This is a genomic window from Jannaschia sp. R86511 (assembly GCF_042466345.1).
Classification (GTDB): domain Bacteria; phylum Actinomycetota; class Actinomycetes; order Actinomycetales; family JBBAYJ01; genus Aquipuribacter.
This window is the reverse complement of sequence record NZ_JAXHCD010000001.1, coordinates 3,489,124-3,513,867: the sequence shown is the minus strand read 5'-3', so window position 1 is coordinate 3,513,867 and position 24,744 is coordinate 3,489,124. Positions and strand designations below refer to the sequence as shown.

At 75.5% G+C, this 24,744-nt stretch carries 23 protein-coding genes; 13 read left to right on the top strand and 10 right to left on the bottom strand.

Annotated features, from left to right (window positions below):
- Nucleotides 1–15: 15 nt before the first annotated feature.
- The 4 genes from SJY06_RS16395 to SJY06_RS16380 all read right to left on the bottom strand — a co-directional run bounded on the left by SJY06_RS16395 (nt 16) and on the right by SJY06_RS16380 (nt 4,726).
- The gene (locus SJY06_RS16395) at nt 16–468 is read right to left on the bottom strand and encodes a TadE/TadG family type IV pilus assembly protein (RefSeq protein WP_380168602.1); all 453 of its coding nucleotides are present in this window, start codon (nt 466–468) and stop codon (nt 16–18) included.
- A gap of 157 nt (nt 469–625) precedes the next feature.
- Nucleotides 626–2,152, bottom strand: a complete 1,527-nt coding sequence (locus SJY06_RS16390) for a hypothetical protein (protein WP_380168601.1) — start codon at nt 2,150–2,152, stop codon at nt 626–628.
- The gene (locus tag SJY06_RS16385) at nt 2,149–2,865 is read right to left on the bottom strand and encodes an ABC transporter ATP-binding protein (protein ID WP_380168600.1); all 717 of its coding nucleotides are present in this window, start codon (nt 2,863–2,865) and stop codon (nt 2,149–2,151) included. The genes SJY06_RS16390 and SJY06_RS16385 overlap by 4 nt, the downstream gene beginning before the upstream one ends.
- A 70-nt stretch (nt 2,866–2,935) precedes the next feature.
- Nucleotides 2,936–4,726, bottom strand: coding sequence for an AMP-dependent synthetase/ligase (locus SJY06_RS16380; RefSeq protein WP_380168599.1), 1,791 nt, complete (start codon nt 4,724–4,726; stop codon nt 2,936–2,938).
- Nucleotides 4,727–4,808: 82 nt separating this feature from the next.
- Between SJY06_RS16380 and SJY06_RS16375 the strand changes: the two genes are divergently transcribed.
- The 7 genes from SJY06_RS16375 to SJY06_RS16345 all read left to right on the top strand — a co-directional run bounded on the left by SJY06_RS16375 (nt 4,809) and on the right by SJY06_RS16345 (nt 9,225).
- A complete protein-coding gene (locus SJY06_RS16375; RefSeq protein ID WP_380168598.1) occupies nt 4,809–5,198 on the top strand; it encodes a hypothetical protein in 390 nt (129 codons plus the stop codon).
- Nucleotides 5,195–5,701 (top strand): hypothetical protein, encoded by a 507-nt coding sequence (locus tag SJY06_RS16370; RefSeq protein ID WP_380168597.1) that lies wholly within the window; start codon nt 5,195–5,197, stop codon nt 5,699–5,701. Before SJY06_RS16375 ends, SJY06_RS16370 begins: the two co-directional genes overlap by 4 nt.
- Nucleotides 5,702–5,787: 86 nt before the next feature.
- Nucleotides 5,788–6,234, top strand: a complete 447-nt coding sequence (locus SJY06_RS16365; protein WP_380168596.1) for an SRPBCC family protein — start codon at nt 5,788–5,790, stop codon at nt 6,232–6,234.
- A gap of 1 nt (nt 6,235) precedes the next feature.
- Entirely contained in the window at nt 6,236–7,057 is an 822-nt protein-coding gene (locus SJY06_RS16360) for a hypothetical protein (RefSeq protein ID WP_380168595.1), read from the top strand.
- A gap of 13 nt (nt 7,058–7,070) precedes the next feature.
- On the top strand, nt 7,071–7,619 hold the full coding sequence (locus SJY06_RS16355; protein WP_380168594.1) for a hypothetical protein: 549 nt from the start codon (nt 7,071–7,073) through the stop codon (nt 7,617–7,619).
- Nucleotides 7,616–8,560 (top strand): ROK family glucokinase, encoded by a 945-nt coding sequence (locus tag SJY06_RS16350; RefSeq protein WP_380168593.1) that lies wholly within the window; start codon nt 7,616–7,618, stop codon nt 8,558–8,560. Before SJY06_RS16355 ends, SJY06_RS16350 begins: the two co-directional genes overlap by 4 nt.
- Nucleotides 8,557–9,225, top strand: a complete 669-nt coding sequence (locus tag SJY06_RS16345) for a hypothetical protein (RefSeq protein WP_380168592.1) — start codon at nt 8,557–8,559, stop codon at nt 9,223–9,225. Before SJY06_RS16350 ends, SJY06_RS16345 begins: the two co-directional genes overlap by 4 nt.
- A 34-nt stretch (nt 9,226–9,259) precedes the next feature.
- Here SJY06_RS16345 and SJY06_RS16340 read toward each other — a convergent pair whose 3' ends face one another.
- From SJY06_RS16340 to SJY06_RS16330, 3 genes are read right to left on the bottom strand one after another with little or no spacing between them, the layout of a single operon-like run.
- A complete protein-coding gene (locus tag SJY06_RS16340) occupies nt 9,260–10,525 on the bottom strand; it encodes a TIGR00300 family protein (RefSeq protein WP_380168591.1) in 1,266 nt (421 codons plus the stop codon).
- A gap of 3 nt (nt 10,526–10,528) precedes the next feature.
- Nucleotides 10,529–11,173 carry a hypothetical protein gene (locus SJY06_RS16335; RefSeq protein WP_380168590.1) on the bottom strand — a complete coding sequence of 215 codons (645 nt, stop codon included), beginning with the start codon at nt 11,171–11,173 and terminating at the stop codon, nt 10,529–10,531.
- Entirely contained in the window at nt 11,170–11,958 is a 789-nt protein-coding gene (locus SJY06_RS16330; protein WP_380168589.1) for an alpha/beta hydrolase, read from the bottom strand. The genes SJY06_RS16335 and SJY06_RS16330 overlap by 4 nt, the downstream gene beginning before the upstream one ends.
- 78 nt (nt 11,959–12,036) lie before the next feature.
- On the opposite strand from SJY06_RS16330, the gene SJY06_RS16325 reads away from it, so the two are divergent.
- From SJY06_RS16325 to SJY06_RS16310, 4 genes are all read left to right on the top strand, one after another.
- A complete protein-coding gene (locus SJY06_RS16325; RefSeq protein WP_380168588.1) occupies nt 12,037–13,011 on the top strand; it encodes a lysophospholipid acyltransferase family protein in 975 nt (324 codons plus the stop codon).
- 31 nt (nt 13,012–13,042) lie between these two features.
- On the top strand, nt 13,043–14,362 hold the full coding sequence (locus tag SJY06_RS16320; RefSeq protein WP_380168587.1) for a class II 3-deoxy-7-phosphoheptulonate synthase: 1,320 nt from the start codon (nt 13,043–13,045) through the stop codon (nt 14,360–14,362).
- Complete coding sequence (locus SJY06_RS16315; protein WP_380168586.1) at nt 14,359–15,441, top strand: threonine aldolase family protein; 1,083 nt, start codon at nt 14,359–14,361, stop codon at nt 15,439–15,441. Before SJY06_RS16320 ends, SJY06_RS16315 begins: the two co-directional genes overlap by 4 nt.
- Nucleotides 15,442–15,622: 181 nt before the next feature.
- Nucleotides 15,623–17,329 carry a S8 family serine peptidase gene (locus SJY06_RS16310; protein ID WP_380168585.1) on the top strand — a complete coding sequence of 569 codons (1,707 nt, stop codon included), beginning with the start codon at nt 15,623–15,625 and terminating at the stop codon, nt 17,327–17,329.
- A 39-nt stretch (nt 17,330–17,368) separates the two neighbouring features.
- Here the strand turns inward: SJY06_RS16310 and pknB are convergent, their stop codons facing one another.
- Nucleotides 17,369–19,435: a Stk1 family PASTA domain-containing Ser/Thr kinase gene (pknB, locus tag SJY06_RS16305; protein ID WP_380168584.1), complete on the bottom strand. Its 2,067-nt coding sequence runs from the start codon at nt 19,433–19,435 to the stop codon at nt 17,369–17,371.
- Nucleotides 19,436–19,593: 158 nt separating this feature from the next.
- Between pknB and SJY06_RS16300 the strand changes: the two genes are divergently transcribed.
- Nucleotides 19,594–20,046: an Rv2175c family DNA-binding protein gene (locus SJY06_RS16300; protein ID WP_380168583.1), complete on the top strand. Its 453-nt coding sequence runs from the start codon at nt 19,594–19,596 to the stop codon at nt 20,044–20,046.
- Here SJY06_RS16300 and SJY06_RS16295 read toward each other — a convergent pair.
- On the bottom strand, nt 20,015–21,022 hold the full coding sequence (locus SJY06_RS16295) for a phytoene/squalene synthase family protein (RefSeq protein WP_380168582.1): 1,008 nt from the start codon (nt 21,020–21,022) through the stop codon (nt 20,015–20,017). The two genes, SJY06_RS16300 and SJY06_RS16295, sit on opposite strands and share 32 nt — an antisense overlap.
- A gap of 267 nt (nt 21,023–21,289) precedes the next feature.
- Here SJY06_RS16295 and SJY06_RS16290 point away from each other — a divergent pair, with 267 nt between their 5' ends.
- Entirely contained in the window at nt 21,290–23,059 is a 1,770-nt protein-coding gene (locus SJY06_RS16290; protein ID WP_380168581.1) for a VWA domain-containing protein, read from the top strand.
- A 26-nt stretch (nt 23,060–23,085) separates the two neighbouring features.
- On the opposite strand, the gene crtI is transcribed toward SJY06_RS16290, so the two are convergent.
- The gene (gene crtI, locus SJY06_RS16285) at nt 23,086–24,657 is read right to left on the bottom strand and encodes a phytoene desaturase family protein (protein ID WP_380168580.1); all 1,572 of its coding nucleotides are present in this window, start codon (nt 24,655–24,657) and stop codon (nt 23,086–23,088) included.
- Nucleotides 24,658–24,744 lie beyond the last annotated feature (87 nt).

The following is a 24,744-nucleotide window of genomic DNA, read 5'->3' as shown; positions in this document are numbered from 1 at the left end:
CCGGCGACCGGCCGCTCACGTCGCGGGCCGGGTCCACGCGCAGGACGCCTCGGGCCGCTGGCCCAGGCGCTCGTGGCGCACGACCAGGCGCTCCTCGAAGTCCATCGCCGGGAACGCCACCACGCCGACCTCGGTGGGCTCCCAGGTGACCGACACGGTCTCGGTGTCACCTCGCCGTGGCCCGTCGACGCGGTCGTCGTCGGTCGGCCCCACGGACGCCGACACCACGGCGGCCCCGGTCCGGGTCCCAGAGACCTGCAGCGAGACCTGCTGCCGCCAGTCGTCGCAGTCGACGCGGACGGCGGCGGCACGGCCGACCTGGCCGGTCAGGGACGCCACCGAGGTCGCCTGGAAGAAGTAGAAGCCGTACTGGACGATGCCGAACAGCAGGGTGAACAGCACGACGGACACCAGGGCGAACTCCACGGCGGCCGCGCCGGAGTCCGGCCTCGCTGCCCGTCGTCGCATCTGGGTCCTCGTCTGCTGCCCCGGGCACGACGTCGAGGCGTCCCGGATCGCCCCATCTTGTCGCACCGCCCCCGCGTCGTCAGCATCCCCTCGGGGGACCGCTCGGGCCGTGACCGGGTCGTGACCGTGCCGTGACCTGGGCCGGCGTCCCGGGGGGTCAGCCGCCGGTCACCGCCGCCACCACGCGGGCCCGGGTGCGGTGGTCCGAGTGCTCCCGGAAGGCGCGTCGGAGCCGGAGCAGTCCGGGTGAGACCAGGGCGCTGGCCACCGCCAGCACCAGCAGCACCCCACCGGTCGAGGCCGCCGCGGTCAGCAGCAGCGCCGCCAGCGTCGTGGCCGCGGTGAGCCGGACCGCGTAACCGGCCATCGCGACGGGCGGGGCGGGGGCGTCGCGCCCGTGCCGCAGCTCGGCCGGGTAGGGGTGCCGGACCGACCAGCGGGCGCAGCGGGACACGACCTGCGTCGTGGCGACGAGCACCGCGGCCACCGCGGCCACCGCCTCGGACGGGGTGGGGGTGCCGGCCCGCACCGCGGCCAGCAGCACCAGGACCGTGGCGGCCGCCCCGCACAGGGTGGCCAGCGCCAGCAGGCGGCCGACGAGCGTGGTGTCGGGGTCGTGGGGCAGGGACTCCCGCCACACGGCCCCCGCGCCGTCGAGGGCGACGACGTTGACGCCGTGCAGCAGCGCCGTGCCGGAGGCCACCAGCGCGGGCAGGACCACGACGGCGGTCCAGGGCAGCGGCAGCAGCAGGGCCAGAACCAGCGGCACGAGGAGCACCAGCAGCAGGCTGCGACGCAACGGGCTGGACCGGAGCACCGAGCGGACGTCCGTCGCCACGGCTGCGGCCAGCGGGCCCGCGGGCATCCTGGGCCGGGTGAGCGAGCGTGTCTCCGCCCGGGCCTGCCGGCCGGCGGGTCGTCGCTGCAACCGTTCCACGACGGGGACCGTCAGCGCCAGCGCCAGCGCGGTGACGCCGAGCAACCCGGCCTGGACCGCCACGAAGGTCACCGGTGGCCCGGCCACCGCCGCCACGTACAGCGGGAGGGTCGGCAGGGCGGCGAGCAGGGTCCCCAGGTCCAGGGCCTCGACCAGCAGCGCCAGCGCCACGACCACGAGCACCAGCAGCCCGAGCAGCGCGGCCGTGCCGTGGCGGAAGGTCCTGACCAGCTCGGCGGACCAGCCGACGAGCTGGGCCAGCGTGGTGGCGCAGGCCACCCAGACCCAGGCCGCGAGCAGCGCCGCCACCGCCCGGGCGCCGGTGCCCGCGGTGTAGGCGGTGACGGTGACGACCAGCGTGGCCTGCACCGACCACGCCAGGTTCAGCGGGGTCAGCAGCAACGCCCCGGCCTGGTCCGTGGCCGCGCTCACGGGGAACACGGCCCCGGCGCCGCGCGGCATCAGCTCGCGCCCCCCGCCGCTGGCCAGCGACGTGCCGACGGCCAGCAGCAGGAACGCGAACCACAGGCTGGGCGACAGGGTGACCAGGGGGGCGGTGGAGGACCGCGGTGCCAGGGCCGCGACCACGAGCGGCCCGACGACCCCGAGCAGGACGAACACGGCCAGGGCGACCAGGACCGCCTGCCGCGGGTCGTGGCCCCCGGTCCGCAGCCGGAACCGGACCAGGACGCGCAGCTCGTGCAGGACGAGCCCGACGCCGGGCCGGACGGCGACGCGACCGCTCACGTGCCCAGCAGCTCGCGGTAGCGGCGGACGCCGTCCCGGCCCACCAGGTCCGACGTGGGGCAGCGCCCGACCACGGCACCGCCGCGCAGGACGACGGCGTCCCGGGCCACCTGGGTGGCCAGGTCCAGCTGGTGGGTGGACACCAGGACGGCGCTGCCCGAGGCGCTCAGGTCGTCGACGAGCTCGAACGTCGCCTCCACGCCGAGCGGGTCGACCCCGTCGAACGGCTCGTCGAGCAGCAGCACAGGCGGTCGGTGCAGCCCGGCCAGCACCACCGACAGCCGCCGGCCCATGCCGTGCGAGAACCCGGCCGTGACCCGGTCGGCGACGTCGGCCAGCTCGAAGCGCTTGAGCAGCTGCTCCGCCCGCGGCTCCCAGCCCTGCAGGCCCCGCAGCCCGGCGGACAGCTGCAGGTGCTCCCACGGGGTGGCCCGCGGCAGCAGGCCGCCCACGTCGGGGCAGTAGCCGGTGCGGTGCTTGGCCGACAGCGGGTCGGCCGTGACGTCGACGCCGGCCACCGTGACGCGCCCGGAGGTGGCGGGCACCACCCCGGCCAGCACCCGCATGGTCGTGGACTTGCCGGCGCCGTTGCCGCCCACCAGGGCCAGGACCTGCCCCGCGGCGACCCCCAGGCCGACCCCGTCGACCGCCCGCACCGCGCCGAAGCGCACCTGCAGGTCGACCACGTCGACGAGGGGCTCCGGTCCCGTCATGCCTCCAGTGTGCGCCAGCCGGGGCCGGTCGGACCCGTCCCGGACCGGGGTGGTGTCCCGGGCGTGCCGCTCAGCTGCCGTAGAGCTTCTCCACCTGCGCCTCGTAGTCCTTGAGCACGACGTTGCGCTTGAGCTTCATCGAGGGGGTCAGGTGACCGGTCTCCTCGGTGAAGTCGACGGGCAGGACGCTGAACTTGCGGATGGACTCGGCCTTGGACACCAGGGTGTTGGCGTCGTCGACGGCGGACTGGATGGCGGCCAGCACGTCCGGGTCCTCGGCGGCCTGCGCCGAGGTCAGGTCCGCCGGCTTGCCCTGGTTCTCCAGCCAGATCGGCAGCATCTCCGGGTCCAGGGTGACCAGGGCCGCCACGAACGCCCGCTGGTCGCCCACGACCATGCACTGGCCCACGATCGGGTGGGCGCGGATCCGGTCCTCCAGCTGGGCCGGGGCGACGTTCTTGCCGCCCGCGGTCACGATGATCTCCTTCTTGCGACCGGTGATCCGCAGGTAGCCCTCGTCGTCCAGCTCGCCGATGTCCCCGGTGTGGAACCAGCCGTCGACGATGGACTCGGCCGTGGCCGCCGGGTTGTTGAAGTACCCGCGGAGCACGTTGACACCGGTCAGCGACACCTCGCCGTCGTCCTCGATCCGCACCCCGCAGCCCGGGATAGCCTTGCCCACGGTGCCGATCTTGACCCGCTCGGGCACGTTCACCGTGGCCGGTGCCGTGGTCTCGGTGAGGCCGTAGCCCTCCAGCACGATGAGCCCGATGCCGCGGAAGAAGTGGCCCAGCCGCTCGCCCAGCGGGGCCCCGCCGGACACGGCGTACTTGACCCGGCCGCCGAGCCGGTCGCGGAGCTTGACGTAGACCAGCTTGTCGAACAGGGCGTGCTTGGCCTTGAGCAGCAGCCCGGGACCACCGGTGTCCTGGGCCCGGGACCAGTCGATGGCCGTCTGGGCCGCGGCCGCGAAGATCTTGCCCTTGCCCTCCGCCGTCGCCTTCTGCTCCGCGGAGTTGTAGACCTTCTCGAACACGCGGGGGACCGACAGGATGAACGTCGGCTGGAACGACCCGAGCGCGGGCAGCAGGTCCTTGGGGTCGGGCTGGTGGCCCATCCGGACCCCGGTCGTCACGCACAGCGCCTGGATGAACCGGGCGAAGATGTGGGCCAGCGGCAGGAACAGCAGCGTGGAGGCGCCCTCCATGTGCAGCACCTCCCACAGGCTCGCCTCCGCGTTGCGGCACAGGTCGATGAAGTTCCCGTGGGTCAGCTCGCAGCCCTTGGGGCGGCCGGTCGTGCCCGAGGTGTAGATGATGGTCGCCAGGTCCGCCGCGGTGCGGCCGCCGTGGGCGGCGTCCACCGCGTCGTCGGCCACGTCGGCCCCGGAGTCCACGAGGGTGTCCAGGCCACCGACGTCGAAGGTCCAGGTCGCGGTGCAGGTGGGCGTGCGGTCGGCGACGGAGGCGACCGTGGCGGCGTGGTGCTCGGCCTCGACGAAGACGGCCTTGGCGCCGGAGTCGGACATGATCCAGGCGACCTGCTCGGCCGAGCTGGTCTCGTAGATCGGCACCGTCACGGCGCCGGCGAACCAGATGGCGTGGTCGGCCAGCGTCCACTCGTAGCGGGTCCGTGACATGAGCCCGACCCGGTCGCCGGGTCCGATCCCCGAGGCGATGAGGCCCTTGGCCAGCGCCGTGCACTCGGCCAGGAACTGCGCGGCGGACACGTCGGTCCAGGTCTCACCGTCCCGGCGGGAGAACATGGCCGCGTCGGGCGTCGTCCGCGCCCGGTCGACCACGACGTCGGCCATCGAGCCCGGGTACGGCTCCACGGCGGCTGGGACGGTGAACTCGCGCACGGTTGCTCCTCGTCGAGACTGCTGGGCGTCTGGCGGCCCAGGGTAGTGGAGGGGGCCCTGCCGGGGGAGGCATCCTGGGGGTGTGCCCCTCGTCGACGTGCTGGACGACACCTTCGTGCGGGCCGGGCGGGCCGCCGTCCGGCACGAGACGGGGTCGCTGTGGGGCTCCTGGTTGCCGGGTCTGCGGCTGCGGGTCGCCGAGGACCGGGCCGAGGCCGGCGTGCGCTGGTCCGCCGTCTCCCGCGCGACGGCGCGAGGGTCGAGCGCCGACCTGGCCGGGACGGCCGAGGTGTGGCTGGAGGCGGTACCCGGTGGCACCGTGGTCCACCTGTACGTGCGGCTCGACCCGGCCCGGTCCGGTGCGGCCCGGCCGGGTTGGCGCGAGCGTCGTCTGCCCGACAGGCTGCGGGTCGGCTGGAAGCGAGGCCTCAACCGGAGCAAGGACCTGATGGAGGGGGAGTGGCCGGGATGAGCGAGCACCCGGGGACCGCGACGGCACCGGGGCAGTGCCCGTCCTGCCGGGCGAGGGTCGCGCCCGGCCAGGAGTGGTGCACCCTCTGCCACGCCCGGCTGGACGCGCGTGGCGACGCGGGACCTGACGCGGGGCCCCACGCGGGACCCGCCGCTGGGTCCGACGGAGGACCTGTCGCCGGGTCCGACGTCGGGCCCGACGCGCGATCCGACGCGCGACCCGGGCCGGACGGGCCGGCTGGGCCGTCCGACGCGCCGGGCGAGCCGGCGGGGGCGCTCCCGGGGCTGCCCGCGGGGGTCTCCGGACCCGGCCCGCTGCCCCCCGGGGCCGCGGAGGCCATGCTGGCCGAGCTGGCCGCCACGACCGCGGCCGAGCGCCCGCTGTCGTCGGGGCCGCTGTCCGGCACCAGCAGGGGCGTGCGCACCCTGCTCGCGGTCGGTGCGGCCGTCGTCCTCGTCGCCGTCGGGGTGGGCCTTCTGACGCTGGTGGGCCTGCTGCTCTGAGGGACGCGGCGGACCCGTCGCGGCGGTAGGTTGCTGGCACCCACATCCCCGGGGGTGCCGGGGCACCCGCGAGCACAGGAGCCGACGTGGCCCAGCGCACCGAGTCGTCCACGACCGTCGAGGCACCGCCTGCCGAGGTGCTGGCCGTCGTGACGGACCTCGAGGCCTACCCGGAGTGGGCCGGTGGCATCACCGAGGTCGAGGTGCTGGAGACCGACGCCGACGGGCGCCCGCTGCAGGCGCGGCTGACGATGAGCAGCGGCCCCGTGCGCGACACCCTGCTCGTGGGCTACGAGTGGGCCGTGACGACCGCGGGCACCGGCACCATGTCCTGGTCGCTGGTGGAGCCGGGGCGGGTGACGTCGCTGATGGACGGCAGCTACGAGCTCGTCGGGCAGGGCGACGGCACCCGGGTGACCTACCGGCTCGAGGTGGACGTGGCCATCAGCATGCCCGGCCTGCTGCGCCGCAAGGCCGAGAAGGTCATCACGGACGCCGCGCTGAAGGACCTCAAGAAGCGCGTCGAGGGCTGAGGTGGCCACGGCGGTCCTGCTGGAGCCCGGCTGCTGCCCCGCGGGGGCCGCGGCGGTGGCGGTGGAGCGGGCCGGCGGCAAGGCGGTCCGGGTGCGGCCCGCCACCGGAGGCTCGCCGCTGCGCGAGGACGGGACCCCGGACGCCGGCGGCTGGGCGTGGCGGGTCGCCGACGTCGTCGGCATCAGCCGCGAGGCCCTGCTGGCCGGCTGCCCCGTGCCGCTGGCGGACGCGGTGACGACCTGGGCGCGTGCGGCCGAGGAGGTCGACGCCGGCCGGTGGGACGCGGTCGTCGTCCCGGTCGGGTCCGGGGCGGCCGTGGCGCTGCTCGAGGCGCCCGGCGTGGTGCTGCGGGTCCTGGACGCGCGCCTGGACGCCACGGCGGGTGCCGTCGGCGACGACCGGGTGGCGGCCGCGCAGGTGGCGGCCTGGGTCCAGCTGCGACCGGGGTTCGCCGCGCTCGCCGACCTGGCCGGGTCGGTCGGCACGTGGGGGACGCGTGCGCGGCACGGCGCGCACGGCTGCGCCGGTGCGGCCGGCCTGGGCCTGCCCACCCTCGACGCGCTCGGCGGGCCGGCCGAGCCGACGCAGGGCGTGCGGACCGGGGACGGCCGGCTGGTCTGGTGGCTCGAGCTGCCGGCCGGGGCCGAGCCCGAGCTGCACCAGGAGGAGGACCGGCTCGTCGTCGTGACGGGCGGGAGCCGCCGGACCTTCCGGCTGCCCGCCGCGCTGCGCCGCTGCCACGTGCGCGGGGCCGCCGTGGTCGACCACGGACCGCGGCAGCTCGAGGTCGTCTTCGAACCGGACCCGCAGGCGTGGCGATGACGGGCGGCAGGCCGTGACGGCGTCGGACCCCGGGCCCGACGACGCCGCCCCGGGAGGTCGCCGGCCGGGTCCGGGTGGCGTGCTGGACTCGCTGCGCGACGGCTGGCACGCCCTCGGCGGCGGGGACGCGGCCGAGTGCCCGGGCTGCCCGGTGTGCCGGCTCAGCGAGTCCGCCGGACGGCTGGACCCGGCCACGGCCGAGCACCTGCAGCAGGCCGTGGGGCACGTCGTGTCCGCCGGGCGCGAGCTGCTGGCGGCTCTCGCCCCGGGTGGCGGGGCCCCGGGCCCGACACCCGGCGACGCCGCCCCGGAGGCCTCGTCCCCGGAGGCTTCCTCCCCGCCCGGGACGGCCTCGGCGGACCGCGGGGTCGCGGACACGGGGCCGCCGCCCGGACCCGGGGACGCCCGGCTCGCGGACCCGCGGCCCGCGCCCGGCCCCGTACGCACCAGAATCCCCGTGGTGGGCCCTACCGACCGGCCGGACGGTCCCGACGGGCGCACCCCCCGGCAGACCCCCCACCCCGAGCAGCACCCCGAGCAGCACGACGAGGAGCAGGCATGACCGCGACGATCGGCGTCGACATCGGTGGCACCAAGATCGCGCTGGGGGTCGTCACCCCCGCCGGCGAGGTCGTCGCCCGGACCCGTCGCGAGACGCAGCCGTCGCGGCCGGACGAGATCGTCGGCGCCGTCGCCGACGGCATCGCCGAGCTGCGCGCGGGCCACGACGTCAGCGGCGTGGGCGTGGCGGCCGCGGGCTACATCGACGCGGCCCGCTCCACCGTGATGTTCGCGCCCAACCTCGCCTGGCGGGACAACCCGCTCAAGGCGCAGGTCGAGGAGCACGTCGACCTGCCCGTGGTCATCGAGAACGACGCCAACGCCGCGGCCTGGGGCGAGTTCCAGTTCGGGGCCGGACGCGACTTCGACGACATGCTGATGCTGACCGTCGGCACCGGCCTGGGCGGTGGCCTGGTCATCAACCGCCGGCTGGTGCGCGGCGCCCACGGCGTGGCCGCGGAGTTCGGCCACGCCCGGGCGGTGCCCGACGGGCACCGGTGCGGCTGCGGCAACCGGGGCTGCTGGGAGCAGTACGTCTCCGGCACGGCCCTGACCCGCGAGGCGCGTGAGCTGGCGGAGTCCGGGTCCCCGCTGGCCGGCGGCATGCTCGAGCGGGCCGACGGCAAGGTCAAGCGCATCACCGGGCCGCTGGTGACCGCCGCCGCCCGGGACGGCGACCCGACCGCGGTGGAGCTGCTGGCCGACCTCGGTCGCCAGCTCGGCATCGCCGTGGCCACGTTCGTGGCGCTGCTGGACCCGGGCGTCGTCGTCGTCGGCGGAGGGGTGTCGGACGCCGGGGACCTGCTGGTCGCTCCGGCCCGCGAGTCCTACGAGCACGAGCTGACCGGACGCGGCTTCCGACCGGCCGCGTCGATCGTGCTGGCCGAGCTCGGCAACGACGCCGGTCTCGTCGGTGCCGCCGACCTGGCGCTGGCCGAGTGAGCGACGTGGCCACCCTGCGCGTCCTGGCCGCCGACGCCGACCGCTTCCGCGGCAGCCGGGGCGGCCTCGTCCGGCTGCTGCGCGAGGTCGCCGCCGACGTCGTGCTGCTGCACCGGGTGCCGACGCACCCCGCCAGCAGCCACCGGCTGGGCGCGCTGGGCTCCGACGTCGGGCTGCTGGTGGGGGCGGGCGGCCGGGCGGCCGGGGGCGCGGCGGTGCTCACCACGCTGCGCGTCGAGCCGACCACGACCACGGTGTTCCGGGGCGCGGGCGGCGGGATCGCCCTGCTCGCGGGCCGGCTCACCGGGGGTCAGCGGTTCCGGGTGGCCACGGTGGACGCCCGCGGGGACGACGCCGACCAGGCGGCCCTGGCCGCGCACCTGCTGTCGCTCGTCGGTCCCGCCGACGGCGTCCCGACGCTCGTGGCCGGCCCGCTGCCGGGGACGGCGGCGGGCGACACCCTGGCCCGGCACCTGGCCGACCTCACCCCCGGGGCGGGCCCCACCAGCCCGGCGGCCGAGCCGAGGCGCCGGCCGCTGGGCCTGCTGGGGGCCGACGTGGCCGCCCGCGGCCTGGAGCTGCCGGGCGAGCCGGGGCGACGGCCCCAGCTGCTGTCCCGCGTGCTGCCGGCGCGGCCGACCCTGGTCGAGGTCGACCTGACCTGACCTGACCTGACCTGACGTGAACTGAACGGGCCGGTCAGGCCTCGGCGCCGGTGAGCTCGCGGGCCAGGGCCGCGCAGAACAGGCCGACGTCGGTGACGACCCCGCGCGCCTGGGCCGAACCGCGGTCGGACAGCTTGGTGACGGTGGCCGGGTTGATGTCCACGCAGACCAGCGGGATGTGCCCGGGCAGCACGTTGCCGGTGGCGACGCCGTGCAGCATGGTCGCGACCACGATGCAGAAGCCGACGTCGGTGAGGGCCGCCCGCATGGCCCGCTGACCCTGCAGCACGTCGGTGTGCACGTCGGGCAGCGGGCCGTCGTCGCGGACCGAGCCGACCAGGACGAACTGCTTGCCCTGGCTCACCAGCGCGTGCATGATCCCGCTGCGCACGACGCCCTGCTCGACGGCCGCCGCCAGCGACCCCGCGGCGCGGACGGCGTTGATGGCCCGCAGGTGGTGCTCGTGCCCGTGCTCCACGCCACGACCTGCCGACAGGTCGACCCCCAGCGACGTGCCGTACATCGACTGCTCGACGTCGTGGGTGGCGATGGCGTTGCCGCCGAACATGACGTCCACCCAGCCGTCGCGGACCAGCGCGGCCATGGCCGGGGCGGCCCCCGTGTGCACCACCGCCGGTCCCAGCACCCACAGCACCCGGCCGCCCGCGGCCCTGACCTCGCGCATCTGGTCGGCGATCTGCTGCACCACCAGGGCCTGCGGCTTCTCGCTCGACACCTCCGACTGCATGAACGTGAAGCCGCCGTCGTCCCCGCGCGTCGGGGGCAGGGTGACGCGGACGCCGACGGCGCCGCACACCACCTGCGTCCCGGCCACCACGTCGCTGACCGGGACCGTCCGCACCGACGTGACCTGACCGTCGCGGGGGTCGCGCACCACGACGATGCCGCAGTCCATCTCCGGGTTCTCCACGGGGTACCAGGCCTCGCCGACCCGGACGTGGGTGGGCAGGTTGGTGGTGGCGTAGAAGTCGACCGGGAAGACGCCGTCGCGCTCGACCACCGTCAGCCGGGCCGGCTCCACCTCGACGAGGTTCGCGCCGTGGGTGTGCAGCCGCATGACGACGGAGTCCAGGGTGCGCGCGTCCGGCGCCGTGACGGCCAGGCGGACGGTGCTGGTGTCGTCCTTGTCCTTGCCCACGTCGAAGCGGACGACCTCGTAGTCGCCGCCGAGGGCGCGTACGTCGTCCAGGACGAGGGTGAACAGACCGGAGTCGAGGACGTGCCCGGTCAGCTCGACGAGCTCACGCGGACCGGTGCTGGAGGGGGAGGGCGGGGTCACGCGTCACACAATGGCACCGTCACCCCGGTCGTCGCGATCACCTGACCTGGGCAGTCGCCAGACCAGGTAGCCGAAGCCGGCCACGACGGCGGTGACGATGGCGCCGAGCAGCCACGACGGGGCCTGCGCCGTGCGCCAGAGCATCGCGCACAGCAGCAGCAGCACGGGCCCGACGAGCACCGCGGCCCACGCGATCCGGCCCGGCAGGTCGGGGCGGGGCAGGGGCGGGGGCTCGTCGGGGACGAAGTGCCCACCGTCGGCGCCGTCCACGGCCCGGTCGACCTCGGCCGCGACGCGGGCCTCGTACTCGCGGCGCAGGGCGGCCAGGTCGGCCTCGGGGTCCGGCGACGAGGCGACGTCGGGACCTGGACCCCCCGGTGCCGCCGTGCGGGTCGGGTCGGTCGCACCCGTGGCGGCCGTGCCGGTCGACCCGGCGCCCTCGCCCCCGTCGGGGGTCGGGTTCGCGTCCGGGGCGTCGGTGGGTCCGGCCGGGTCCTGCGACCCCGGGCCGTCGTCGTAGCCGTCCACCACCCGCGGGCGGCTGGGCTCGTCGTCGTGGAAGTGGGCGATGATGTCCGCGAACCGGGCGTCGACGTCCAGCGGGTGCTCGCCGCCGTCGGTGCCGCGACGGTCCTCCGGGCCGCTCACGAGCCGGCCCGTCCGTCCGCGGCCCCCGCGGGGGCGGTGCGCTCGCCGGTCACCCGGCGGACGAAGGCCAGCGACTCCTCGAAGATCGCCGGGGCGTCGTGGTCGAGCGTGGCCACGTGGTAGCTGTCGGCCAGCACGACGTCGCGCACGTCGAGCGAGGACACCCCGGCCAGGACGGCCGCGGTGGAGGACGGCGGCACGACGTGGTCCTGCGGGCTGTGCAGCACCAGGAGCGGGGCGTGGACCCGGGCGAGCTCGCCCCGGACCAGGTCCAGCAGCCGGGTGGTCGTCCACGCGGCGTGCAGCGGGGTCCGGTCGTAGGCCAGCTCGGTGGGGCCCTGCTTGCGGATGTCGTTGCCGATGGCGGGGAAGGACGGCACCAGGTGACGCAGCACCGGCAGCGCCGCCAGGCGACGGTCCTCGCTGAGCACCGCGGGGTTGACCAGCACCAGCCCGGCCACCAGGTCCGGGTGCTCCTGGGCCAGCCGCAGGGCCAGGGCGCCACCCATCGACAGCCCGGCGACGACCACCGTGTGGTCGGCGGCCAGCAGCAGCAGCTCGCGCTCCACGCAGGCGTACCAGTCGGGCCAGCGGGTGCGGTTGAGCTCCTGCCAGGTCGTGCCGTGGCCGGGCAGCCGCGGCAGGCGGACCGTCAGGCCCGCGGCGGCGTGGTGCTCGCCCCAGTCGCGCAGGGCCTGGGGGGAGCCGGTGAAGCCGTGCACCAGCAGCACCGCGACATCACCGCCGTCGGCCTGGAACGACTCTGCTCCCGGGAGGATCGGCACACGGCGATGGTCGCACGTCGGAGGCCCTGATCACCATGACGTGAGCCAACCGGGGTGGACTGTGACAGCATCGCGCGGGTGACGGTGTGGTTCTACTGGGTCGTCAAGACCATCCTCGGCCCGGTGCTGCGGTCGCTCTTCCGGCCGTGGGTGCGCGGGGCGGAGCACGTGCCCACCACCGGTGGCGCGATCCTGGCCTCCAACCACCTGTCGTTCTCCGACTCGATCTTCCTGCCGCTCATGCTCAAGCGGCGGCTCACGTTCCTGGCCAAGGTGGAGTACTTCACCGGGACCGGGGTCAAGGGCCGGGCCAAGGCCCTGTTCTTCAAGGGCGTCGGCCAGCTGCCGGTGGACCGCAGCGGCGGCAAGGCCGGCGAGGCCGCGCTCCGCTCCGGGTTGCGGGTGCTGCGCCGGGGCGACCTGCTCGGCATCTACCCCGAGGGCACCCGCTCGCCGGACGCGCGGCTGTACCGGGGCAAGGTGGGCGTGGCCAAGATGGCCCTGGAGAGCCGGGTGCCCGTGATCCCCGTCGCCATGATCGGCACCGACAAGGTCCAGCCCATCGGGCGCAAGCTGCCGAGCATCCACCGGGTCGGCATCGTCATCGGCCGCCCCATGGACTTCTCGCGCTACGACGGCATGGCCGACGACCGCCACGTGCTGCGCTCGGTGACCGACGAGATCATGTACGAGCTGATGCGGCTGTCCGGCCAGGAGTACGTCGACGAGTACGCCGCAGCGGCCAAGGAGCGGCTGGCGGCCGAGAAGCGGGCCCGCGTGGTCGGTGACGTCCTCGGCACGGTCGAGCGCATCACGGGCCGGGACACCTCCCGGCTGTCGGAGCGGCTGTTCGGCGACGACCTGTCGCCCGGCGACTACACCTCGGCCCGGGCCGAGGGGCAGGCGGACGAGCCGACCGAAGAGCCCGCGGACCAGCAGGCCGCCGGCGCGACGGCCGACCAGCAGTCGGACCAGGAGCCGCACCAGCAGTCCGACCAGCAACCGGACCAGAAGTCCGACCAGCGGCCGGACCAGCAGTCGGACCGCGGCTGAGCGTCGGTCCGCGCGGTCCTAGGCTGGGACCGTGAGTCTCGCCTGGCCCGACCTCCCGGCTGCCCAGCAGCCGGGCTGGTCCGACACCGACGCCCTGTCCGCTGCGACGGCGGAGCTGCGGACCTATCCGCCCCTGGTCTTCGCCGGCGAGTGCGACAACCTGCGCGACCGGCTGGCCTCCGCGGCCCGGGGCGAGTCGTTCCTGCTGCAGGGCGGTGACTGCGCGGAGACCTTCGCCGACGCCAACGCCGACGCCATCCGCCGCCGCGTCAAGACCATCCTGCAGATGGCCGTCGTGCTCATGTACGGCGGCGGCCTGCCCGTGGTCAAGATGGGGCGCATGGCGGGGCAGTTCGCCAAGCCGCGCAGCAACGACGACGAGACCCGCGAGGGCGTCACCCTGCCCGCGTACCGCGGCGACGCCGTCAACGCCTACGAGTTCACCGCGGCCGCCCGCGCGCACGACCCGCAGCGGCTGGTCCGGGCGTACCACACGGCCGCCTCGACGCTGAACCTGATCCGGGCCTTCACCACCGGTGGCTTCGCCGACCTGCGGCAGGTCCACGAGTGGAACCGGGGCTTCACGGCCAACCCCGCCCACGCCCGCTACGACGCGGTCGCCAAGGAGATCGACAAGGCGATGCGGTTCATGGCCGCGTGCGGGGCCGACTTCGAGGCGCTGCGCGGGGTGGAGTTCTTCGCCAGCCACGAGGCGCTGCTGCTGGACTACGAGCGGGCCCTGACCCGGATCGACTCGCGGACCGGCAAGCCGTACGCGACCTCGGCGCACTTCGTCTGGGTGGGGGAGCGCACCCGCTCCCTGGACGGCGCCCACATCGACCTGGCCGCCCGCGTGCAGAACCCGATCGGCGTCAAGCTCGGCCCCACGACCACGCCGGACGACGCGCTGGCCCTGATCGACAAGCTGGACCCCGACCGCACGCCGGGACGGCTGACGTTCATCACCCGGATGGGGGCCGGGAAGATCCGCGACGTGCTGCCGGCCGTGGTCGAGAAGGTGGCGGGCTCCGGCGCCCAGCCGCTGTGGATCACCGACCCCATGCACGGCAACACGTTCTCCTCCGCCAGCGGCTACAAGACCCGGCGCTTCGACGACGTCATCGACGAGGTCCGCGGCTTCTTCGAGGTGCACCGTGCGCTCGGCACCGTCCCGGGCGGCCTGCACGTCGAGCTGACCGGTGACGACGTCACCGAGTGCATGGGCGGCTCGGACGAGATCTCCGACGCGGCGCTGGCCACCCGGTACGAGTCGGTCTGCGATCCGCGGCTGAACCACCAGCAGTCGCTGGAGATGGCCTTCCTCGTCGCCGAGATGCTCGGGCAGAGGTGAGCGCCGGCCCCACCCCGGCCCGCGGTGCACGGGTCGTCGACCTGCGCTCGGACACGCTCACGGCCCCGACGCCGGCCATGCGCGAGGCGATGGCGGGTGCGCCCGTCGGCGACGACGTGTACGGCGAGGACCCGACGCTGAACGCGCTGGAGGAGCGGGTCGCGGACCTGCTGGGCCACGAGGCGGGGCTCTTCTTCCCGTCCGGCTCGATGGCCAACATGGTCGGGGTCCGGCTGCTCGTCGAGCCGGGCCGGGAGCTGCTGGCCGACGTGACCAGCCACGTGCTGCGCGCCGAGCTGGGCGGGCACGGGGCGCTCGGCGGGATCACGTCGAGGACCTGGTCGGACGGCCTGGTCGACGGCAGCAACCCGGCCCGGGTGCTGGACGCGCGGGTCCCGCTGGCCCTGATGGTGCCCGACGCCGGGCCCTACCTGGTCTCGACGGCGGCCGTCGCGGTGGAGAACACCCACAACTTCGGGGGTGGCACGGTCCAGCCCCTCGACCAGCTGCAGGCGCTGCGTTCGGGCACCGAGCAGGCCGGGGTGGCCCTGCACCTGGACGGGGCCCGGCTGTGGAACGCGCACGTCGCCACGGGCGTGCCGCTGGACGTCTACGGGCGCCTGTTCGACACGGTCTCGGTCTGCCTGTCCAAGGGGCTGGGCGCGCCGGTCGGGTCGGTCCTCGTCGCCTCGGCGGAGCGCGTCGCGCAGGCCCGGGTGCTGCGCAAGCGCTACGGCGGCGGCATGCGCCAGGCCGGGGTGCTGGCCGCGGCCGGCCTGCACGCGCTGGAGAACCACGTCGACCGGCTGGCCGAGGACCACGCCCGCGCCCGTCGGCTGGCGCAGGCCTGCGCGGCCGCCGCGCCGGGCAGCGTCGACCCCGGGGCGGTCCCGACCAACATCGTCGTGCTGCGCACCGGGACCCGTTCCGGGACCGAGGTCGCGGCGGCGGCGGCGGAGCGGGGCGTCCGGGTCTCGGCGCTCGGCCCGCACATGGTCCGGGCCGTGACCCACCTGGACGTCGACGACACCGACGTCGACGTCGCCGGCACGGTGCTGGGCGAGGTCCTGGCCGGCTGAGGGGCGGCGGGCCGCGCGCGGGCCCGAGGGTTGACCCGTCCGGGGCGGGATGTCCCCGATTCCCGGCGTCAGCCGCGTCCCGGGTCGTAGGTTGTCCGCAGTCGCGCACCGTGGGCCTCCCCGTGGTCGACCGTTGCCCCCGTCCCGCGGGGCAGCCCCTCCACGTCAACCCGAGGTCCTCATGACAACTGCTCCGCAGCGACGCCCCGGCACGCCCCGACCCGCCCTGTCACGCGGTCTCGCGGCCGGCCTGACCACGGTGCTCCTGCTGGGGGTCCCGGCGGTCACCCTGCCTGCCGCGGCCACGGCCGACGTCGCTGCCGGTCCCGCGGCCGAGGCGGAGCCGAGCGTCGTGGTCGTCGAGGAGGACGGCGACGGTCTGGCCGTGCGCACCGTCGCCGTGGACACCGTCGAGCAGGCCGAGGACCTGGCCGAGGACCTGCGGAGCGAGCCCGACGTGGTCGCCGCCGACGTGGACCGCCGGGTCCGGGCCGCCGGGGACCCGCTGCGGGATCAGCAGTGGGCGCTGGACACCCTGCGCGCCGAGGCGACCTGGGCCCGCCGGGACGCCACCGGGCAGGTCGTCGCCGTCATCGACAGCGGCGTGCAGCGCACCCACCCGGACCTCGCCGGGGTGGTGCTGCCCGGTCTGGACCTCGTGGATCCCCGCTACGACGGCGGCAGCGACCCCAACGGCCACGGCACCCACGTGGCCGGCATCGTCGCGGCCGTGGTCGACAACGGGGTCGGGACGGCCGGCATGGCCCGGGGTGCCCAGGTGCTGCCGGTGCGGGTGCTCGACGCCGACGGCTGGGGCTACGCCTCCGACACCGCGGCAGGGATCATCTGGGCCGCCGACCAGGGTGCCGACGTCATCAACCTGTCGCTGGGCGGGGACTACCCCGACTCCGCGACGGCCGCAGCGGTCGCCTACGCCCTGGACCAGGACGTCGTGGTCGTGGCCTCGGTCGGCAACGAGTACGAGTACGGCAACCCCGTCACCTACCCCGCGGCCCTGCCCGGCGTCATCGGCGTGACCGCGGTCGACTCCCGGCTGCGCTGGGCCCCGTTCGCCAACCGCGGCAGCTACGTCGACCTCGCCGCCCCGGGGGTGGACATCGTGTCGCTCGAGCGACGCGGCGGGTACGTGGCCTACGACGGGACGTCGATGGCCGCCCCGTACGTGTCGGCCGTCGCCGCGCTGGTCCGGGCCAAGGAGCCCGCGCTGAAGGACTGGCAGGTGGCGAGCCGGCTGAACGCCACGGCCCGGGACATCGGCCCGGCCGGTCGCGACCAGGTGTTCGGCTACGGCGTCGTGGACCCGCGGGCCGCCTTCGACGCCGGTGAGCCGCAGCTGGGCCCGATGGCCCTGTCGGGGCCGACGGCGGCGGTGGCCCCGACCGGCACAGCCACGTTCTCCGTGTCCTGGACCGGCGGCCGGCGCCCGGCCACCGGCACCGTGGTCAGCCTGCAGCAGCGGACCGGGTCCACCTGGACCACCCGCGCGCGGGCGACCGTGACGACGACGTCGGGCTCCGTGCCCGTGGTCCTGACCGCCGTCCGGCCCGGTTCCTACCGGGTCGCGACGAACCAGCAGGTCTCCGGCTCACGGACGCTGGTCGTCAAGGCCACCCTGAGCAGCCTCAGCACGGCCCGCAGCGGCAGCACCTTCACCGTCCGCGGCAACGCCACCCCGTACCTGGCCAAGACCGTGGTGCTGCAGCGCTGGAACGGGTCCTCCTACAGCGAGGTCGCCCGCACCACCGCCACGACGGGGTTCCGGCTGAGCCACACCATGACCCGGCCCACCAACCAGTACCGGGTCAAGGTCGTGGCCACCGCCACCACCACCGAGGCGTACTCCACGGCCTGGACCGTCAGGCGGTAGCCGTCGGCTCCGGAGGTCGTGGGCTCAGGAGGTCGGGGCTCAGAAGGTCGTGACCGTGACGGTGGAGCCGGGCGCCAGCTCGGTCCCCGCCGCCGGGTCCTGGCTGACGACGCGGTCGAAGATCCCGGACCCTCGTCGCTCGACCACCAGGCCCAGGCCCTCCAGCTCGGCGACCGCGTCGTCGTAGGGGCGCTCGAAGACGTCGGGCACCGTCACCGGCTCGGGACCGAGCGACACCACGACGTCCACGGCCTCACCGGGCAGGACCCGGTCGTCGGCGGGGTCCTGGTCGACGACCGTGCCGGCGGGGGAGTCGGCGAAGGCCTCGGTGGACTCGCCGAGCCGCAGCCCGACGTCCTCCAGCGCCGCCCGGGCGTCCTCGACGCCGCCACCCGTGACGTCGGGCACCGCCACCGGCTCCGGCCCGCGGCTGACGGTGAGCGCCACCTCGGTGCCGGACCGCAGGTCGGTGCCCGCGGCCGGGTCGCTGGCCAGGACCAGACCCTCGTCGACCGCCGCGGACCAGGCCTCGTCCACGGCACCGGCGGACAGCCCGGCCTCGGCCAGCCGCTCCCGGGCCTCAGGCAGGGACAGCTCACGCAGGTCGGGGACGCCGAACAGCTCGGGTCCCGCGGACACGACCAGGGTCACCGTGCCGTTCTTGTGCACCTGCTGGGTGCCCGGGGGGCGGCTGGCGACCACGGTGCCGGCGGGCACCTGCTCGTCGAACCGGGTGGTGGTGGTCGACCCCAGCCCGGCCGCCTGCAGCTGCCGCTCGGCCGCCTCGCTCGTCAGCCCGGTGACGTCGGGCACGTCGCGCAGCGCCCCGGCACCCACCTCGTGGTACCAGAGGGCCGCGCCCGCACCCAGGCTCGCCAGCAGCAGCACCAGCAGCAGACCGGCCAGACCGGGACGCCGGCGGGGCCGCCGGAGCACGGCGGTGGGCGAGGTCCCGCCCGGCGGCCCGTGACCGTCCGGGCCGTACCCGTCGGGCGGGTACCGGTCCCAGGGGGCGCCTGACGTGTCGTCGGGTGCGTAGTCGTCGGGTGCGTAGTCGTCGGGCGCGTGGTCGTCGGGTGCGCCGTGGTGGCCGCCGTGGTGGACCGGGCCCGTGGCGCGGTCCGCGCCCGGGCGGGTCAGGGTCGCGGTGGCCGGCGAGGACGAGCGCGCGATGACGGCGGTGGCGCCGTCCGGACCGTCACCCGGCGGGCGCGACCCGGCGCGGTCGCGTGCGCTCGCGGGTCGTCGGTCCAGGACGTCGGGAGGCAGGGCGGACCAGACCTGCCGCATGTCGGCCAGCATCGTCGTGGCCGTCCTGACGCGGGCCTCGGGGTCGCGGGCGCAGGCGTCGGCCACCAGCTCGTCGACCGCCGGGGGCAGGCCGGGCGCCCAGCGCGACGGCGGCGGCACGTCGGTCGTCACGTGGGCCCAGACCACCTGGAACGGCACGTCGCCGGTGTGGGGCTGCCGCCCGGTGAGCAGCTCGAACAGCACGACGCCCGCGGAGTACAGGTCGACCCGGGCGTCGACCTGCCCGGTCTGCGCGGTCTCGGGGGCGATGTACTCCGGGGTGCCCAGCAGCGACCCGGTGGCCGTGCGGGACGACGCGGCCGCCCGGGCCAGGCCGAAGTCGTTGACCTTCCAGGTGCCGTCGCGCGCGAGCAGCACGTTCTCCGGCTTGACGTCCCGGTGCACCAGTCCCGTGGCGTGGGCCTCCGCCAGGGCCAGCAGCAGGGCCTCCATCACCTCGAACGCCTCGGCGGGGGTGAACGCGCCCTGCTCGCGCAGCACGTCGCGCAGGGTGCGGCCGGGCAGCAGCTCCATGGCCAGCCAGACCACCTCGCCGTCCTCGCCCTGGTCGTGGACCGCGACGACGTGCCGGTGCGACAGCGACGCGGACGCCCGCGCCTCGTCGTGGAAGCGGTCGACGAAGTCCGCCGACTCGGCCAGGTGCGGGTGCATCACCTTGAGGGCGATCTCCCGGCCCAGCCGGACGTCCTCGGCCCGGTACACCGTGGCCATCCCGCCCCGGGCGATGCGGCCCAGCACCCGGTAGCGCTGCGCCAGCAGCCGGCCCACCAGGGGGTCGCGGGCGGAGGGGTCCACCTGCCGAGTGTAGGGAGCACGGGGCGGGTCCCCCGGGGAGGCGCGGCGGTCCGGACGGTCGCTGCGACCGGTCCCGGTCGCCGCCGGCGCCCGCCGACCGGGACCGTCCCGGCCGGCTCGGCTACACGTGCCGGGCCCGGTCGTGGCACCCTGCCGCGGTGGCCCGCTCCCGTGACCGACGTCCCCATGTCCCCGCCCCCGGCCTGCGTCCCGTCCCGGAGGAGACGCTGGACGCCGCCGGGCTGGCCGAGCTCGAGTCCCTGGTCGGCGACTGGCTCACCGTGCCGGACGTCGCCGACCGCCTGGGCACCGACATCATGAAGGTGCGGCGGCTGATCGGCGACGGCGAGCTCGCGGCCGTCCGGGTCGGCGGCGTGCTCAAGGTGCCGGCCCTGTTCGTGGTGCCCGGCGCCGAGGGGGCCCCCGCGGCCCCGCTGCACGACCTCAAGGGCACCCTGACCTTGTTGGCCGACGCCCGCTACAGCACGGCGGAGGCGATCCGGTGGCTGTGGACCCCGGACGAGACCCTGCGCGAGGGGCGCCCGATCGACACCCTGCTCGCCGGTCGCAAGACCGAGATCAGGCGCCGCGCCCAGGCCCTGGGGTTCTGACCTCGTCCGTGGCTTCGACCGCGGCAGGGGCCTCGGTCGCGTCCTGGGACCGGCCGGCGCGGGAGCGCGCCCGGAACGCCCGGACCAGGCCGGGCCCGGCCACCGACAGCCGACGGGGCATCGACACCGACACCCGCTGCGTCAGCACCTGGTAGTCGGCCCGCTCGACGGCGCCCAGGATCCCGCCGTACAGCTCGAACGCGGTGCGCATGCAGTCGCGTGAGGTCGGGTCCAGCATGTCGATGCCCGGTTCGGCGTAGGCGTACAGCGCCCGCGTGCGCTCGATCTCGAACTGCAGCAGGCGCCGGACCGGCAGGGTGACCTGGCCCGCGGCGAGGTCCGCGGTGCTGACCCCGAACAGGGCCATGTCCTCCTGCGGCAGGTACACCCGGCCCCGCTTCAGGTCCTCGCCCACGTCCCGGATGAAGTTGGACATCTGGAACGCCTCGCCCAGCGCCCGGGCCCGTGGCGCCGCCTCGGGGGTCGTGGGCTCCAGGACCGGCAGCATCTGCAGCCCGATCACCGCCGCGGAGCCGTACATGTACCGCTCGAGGTCGGCGTAGGTCGGGTACCCGGTCTCGGTGATGTCCATCCGCATGGACTCCAGGAACGCCTCCACGTGGGCGCGGGGGATGCCCCACCGGCGCATGGTGTGCTCCATGGCCGCCCCGACGGCGTCGGTGCGCGGGTCGACCCCCGCCGGTCGCGTCGGGTCGGGCTCCAGCCGGTCGAGGAACTCGTCCCCCCAGCGCACCAGGGCCAGCGGGTCCGGGTCCACGAGGGAGTCCACGAACTCGTCGGCGTAGCGGGCGAAGCCGTAGAGCGCCCACACGTGGGGCCGCTTGGCCCGGGGCAGCAGCAGGGTGGCCAGGTAGTAGGTCTTGCCGTGCCCCGAGTGCAGCTCGCGGCACCTCTCGTAGGCCACGCGCAGGGCGGGGTCGGTGATGCCGGCGGCGTCGAGGTCCTTGGTGCTCACGCGGCGATCCTGCCCCAGCGGCCGGGGCCGCGGCGAACGGGCCCCGCCGCCGGCCCCGCCCGCGGGCTCGTGGTCGCGGGCCCGCCGACGGCCCCGCGGTCGGCCTCCCGAGCCCGGTCGTGCGGGTCCCGGGGCCCCGTGACGCGACCCGGTGTGACCGCCCAGGGACGGTGCGTCGAATGTTCGCTCGGACTAGTGACTTCGCCGGTGATCCGTCACTAGTGTCCAGGCGGACAGTGCGGTCGGCGGCTCAGGGGGTTGGCAAGGGTGGGTCGTCACTCGGACGTGGGCGAGGCGCGGCCTCGTGGTCAACGCACCCGCCAGGCTCCCCGGATCCGCACCCGGCTCGTGGTGCCGGCGGCCCTGGCCGTGGTGGTGCTGGCCACGGTGACCGGTGTCGTCCTGGCCGGGGTCGGCCTGCCCGGCCGCGAGGCCGTCGAGGCGCTGCCGGTGGCGGGCGTGGGGTCGGCCGCGGACTGCGACCGCGTGGTCGAGGTGAGCCTGGTGGTCGGCAGCGAGCTGTCCGCGGCCACGGCCGTGCTGGACGCCGCCCCGCTCGGCCCCACCGACGACGGGCTGTGCGCGCGGCCCCGGGTCGTCGAGCTGGCCCCGGCGCAGGCCCTGGCGGGCCTGGCCGCCGGTCGCGACGGGGAGCGGCGCCCCGACGTGTGGCTGCCCGACTCCACCGTGTGGGCGCACCGGGCCGAGCTGGCCGGGGTCGCCGTGGAGTCGCGCGGCAGCCTGGGGACCACCCCCGTCGTGATCGCCACGAGCGACGAGGTCGTGTCCGCCCTCGGCTGGCGCGAGACCGCCCCGACCTGGACAGAGGTGCTCGGCGGCACCGATCGGGCGCTGGCCGTGCCGGACCTCGCCGGCAGCGCCGGGGCGTTGATGGCCATCGGCGCCGCGCAGGAGGCCGCGGGCGACGACGCGTCCCTGCTGACGGTCCGCACGGCCCTGGCCAGGCAGCGGGCGGGCAGCCTGACCCCGTCGGAGGGGCTGGTGCAGGCCGCCAGCGACGGCGCCGCCGCCCCGCTGGTCGTCACCTCCGAGCAGGACGTGCTGCGTCGGACCGACGGGGCGCAGCGTTCGCCGCTGGCCGCGGTGGCCCCGGCGGGCGGGACCCCGGTGCTGGACTACCCGGTCCTGGCCGTGCCGCCGGTCGGGGAGCGGGACGAGGACGACGCGGCCGCCGTCGAGCTGGTCCTCGCCGCGCTGACGTCGGGGACGGGACGGGCCATGGCCGTGGAGGCCGGCCTGCGGGGACCCGGGCTGGAGCCGCTGCCGGGGGTCGCCCGGCTGGTCGAGCCCAGCCTGCCGCTGCTGCTGGAGCCGGACCAGGAGGCGTTGGACCGGCTGACGGCGGACCTGACCCGGCTGGCCCCGCCGTCGGAGCTGCTGGTCGTGGTGGACGTGTCGTTGTCCATGTCGGGTGAGGTGGGTGACGGCTTCACCCGGGCCGACGTGGCGGCCGAGGCCCTGGACCGGGCCCTGGTCGACCTGCCCGACTCCTCGCGCGTGGGCCTGTGGCAGTTCGCCTCTCAGCTGGACGGCGAGCAGGACCACGTCGAGGTGCTGCCGGTGCGCGAGCTGGGCGGCAGCGTCGACGGCCGGCGGCAGCGGGACCTGCTGGCCGACGAGGTGGCGGCGCTGCCGGAATCCCTGGTCAGCGGCGGCACCTCGCTGTACGACACGGTGGCCGCGGCCGTGGCCTCGGCCCAGGAGCAGTGGGACGACCAGGCGGTCAGCACCGTGGTCGTCATCACCGACGGCCGCAACGAGGACAGCACGGGGCTGGACCTCGACGGCCTGATCGACCGGCTGACCGAGGTCGGCGACCCCGAGCGGCCCGTGGGTCTGGTGCTCGTCGGCTTCGGCCCGGACGCCGACCTGGCCGCGCTGGAGCAGGTGGCGGCCACGGGGGCCGGGGGCCCTGCGCAGGCGGTCGACGCCCGCAACCCCAACGCGCTGCAGACGCTGCTCGTGCAGCTGCTGGCCGCCCGCACCGCCGGGGCGACCGAGACCCCGGCGCCCTGAGTCGTCGCCCCCGCGGGGGCGATGGCTCAGATCCCGCGCCAGGCCCGGGAGCGGTAGCTCTTGTCCTTGCCCAGCACGCGCTCGGCGGCCAGCCGGCCCGACACCAGCACCATCGGCACCCCGACGCCCGGCTGGGTGCCCGAACCGGTGAACACGACGTTCTCGCCCCACAGGTTGCCGGGCCGGAACGGGCCGGTCTGGCCGAACGTGTGGGCGCTGGCGAAGGGCGCCCCGGCGGCCATGCCGCGCTGCTCCCACTCCAGCGGGGTCGTCACGTCCTCGACCTCGATCGCGTCGCCGAACCCCTCGTAGCCGCGGGACTCCAGCTGCTGCAGCACGTGGTCGCGGTAGCGGGGCGCGCTGGCGGCCCAGTCGATGCCGGCGGTCATGTTGGGCGTGGGGAACAGCACGTAGTAGATCTCCTTGCCGGCCGGGGCCAGCGAGGGGTCCGACGCGGTGGGGCGCGAGACCAGGATGCTGGGGTCGCTCATCAGGCGACCGTGGGTGAGGTCGTCGAAGACGCCCTTCCACTGCTCACCGAAGTGGATGTTGTGGTGGGCGGTGAAGTCGTACGTCCGGTTCGACCCGGCCAGCATCAGGTAGCAGCTGGGGGAGTAGGTGAGCCGCTTGGAGCGCCAGTGCGGCTTTCCGAGCAGGTCGGCGTGGGCGACCGGCAGGTCCGGGTTGAGGACGAAGGTGTCGGCCACGATGCGCTCGCCGGTGCTGGTGATGACGGCCCGGGCCCGCCCGCCGCTGTGCTCGATCCGCTCGACGGTCGTGCCGTAGCGGATGTCGACGCCGTGCTTCTCGGCCGCGGCGGCCATCGCCTGGGGGATGGCGTTCATCCCGCCCTTGGCCGCGAACACGCCGGCCACGGAGTCCATGTAGGCGATGACGGCGTAGATGGCCAGCGCGTCGTACGGGCTGACCCCGGCGTACAGCGCCTGGAAGGAGTACACCCGCTGTGTACGGGGGTCGGACAGGAACTGCTCGACCTTGGGCGCCAGCTTGCCGAACCCGCCGATCGCGGCGAGGCGCACCAGGTTGGGGGTGAGCAGGTCCAGCGGGGTGTCGATGTTGCGGTCGATGAAGTCCCGCATCTCGTACTTGTAGAGCTTGGCCACGAAGTCGACGTAGCGCCGGTAGCCGGCGGCCTCGTCGGGTCCGATGACGCGTTCGATCTCCTCGCACATCGCCTCGGTGTCGGCGTGGACGTCGAGGTGGCTGCCGTCGGCGTAGAACGCCCGGTACAGCGGGCTCACCGGCTCCAGGTCGAGCCAGTCGTGCATGTCCTCGCCGAGTGCGTCGAAGCAGTCGGCGATCAGGTCCGGCATCGTCAGCACGGTCGGGCCGTTGTCGAAGCGGTACTGCCCCGAGCCGTCCGGGGCGTCCTTGACGACCAGGCCCGCGCGGCCGCCGGGGACGTCCTCGCGCTCGAGCAGCGTCACCTTGCGCCCGGCGCCCGCGATCCGCATCGCGGCCGACAGCCCCGCCAGGCCGGCCCCGACGACGACCACGTGGTCGGTGGGGCCGTGGACGGTGCGGACGCGTCCGGGCAGCCAGCCGGCGAGGCGGGCGGGGGTGAGGACGGCGCTCATGCGGTGCTCCGGTCTGTCGGACGTGCGCTGGTGGTGGCCCTGCTGGTGCTGGTGCTGGTGCTGGTGCTGGTGGTCCGGCTCACTGGT

Coding starts and splice junctions, on each gene's coding strand:
- SJY06_RS16395 (WP_380168602.1), bottom strand. CDS start 468: ATGCGACGACGGGCAGCGAGGCCGGACTCCGGCGCGGCCGCCGTGGAG.
- SJY06_RS16385 (WP_380168600.1), bottom strand. CDS start 2,865: ATGACGGGACCGGAGCCCCTCGTCGACGTGGTCGACCTGCAGGTGCGC.
- SJY06_RS16370 (WP_380168597.1), top strand. CDS start 5,195: ATGAGCGAGCACCCGGGGACCGCGACGGCACCGGGGCAGTGCCCGTCC.
- SJY06_RS16350 (WP_380168593.1), top strand. CDS start 7,616: ATGACCGCGACGATCGGCGTCGACATCGGTGGCACCAAGATCGCGCTG.
- SJY06_RS16310 (WP_380168585.1), top strand. CDS start 15,623: ATGACAACTGCTCCGCAGCGACGCCCCGGCACGCCCCGACCCGCCCTG.
- crtI (WP_380168580.1), bottom strand. CDS start 24,657: ATGAGCGCCGTCCTCACCCCCGCCCGCCTCGCCGGCTGGCTGCCCGGA.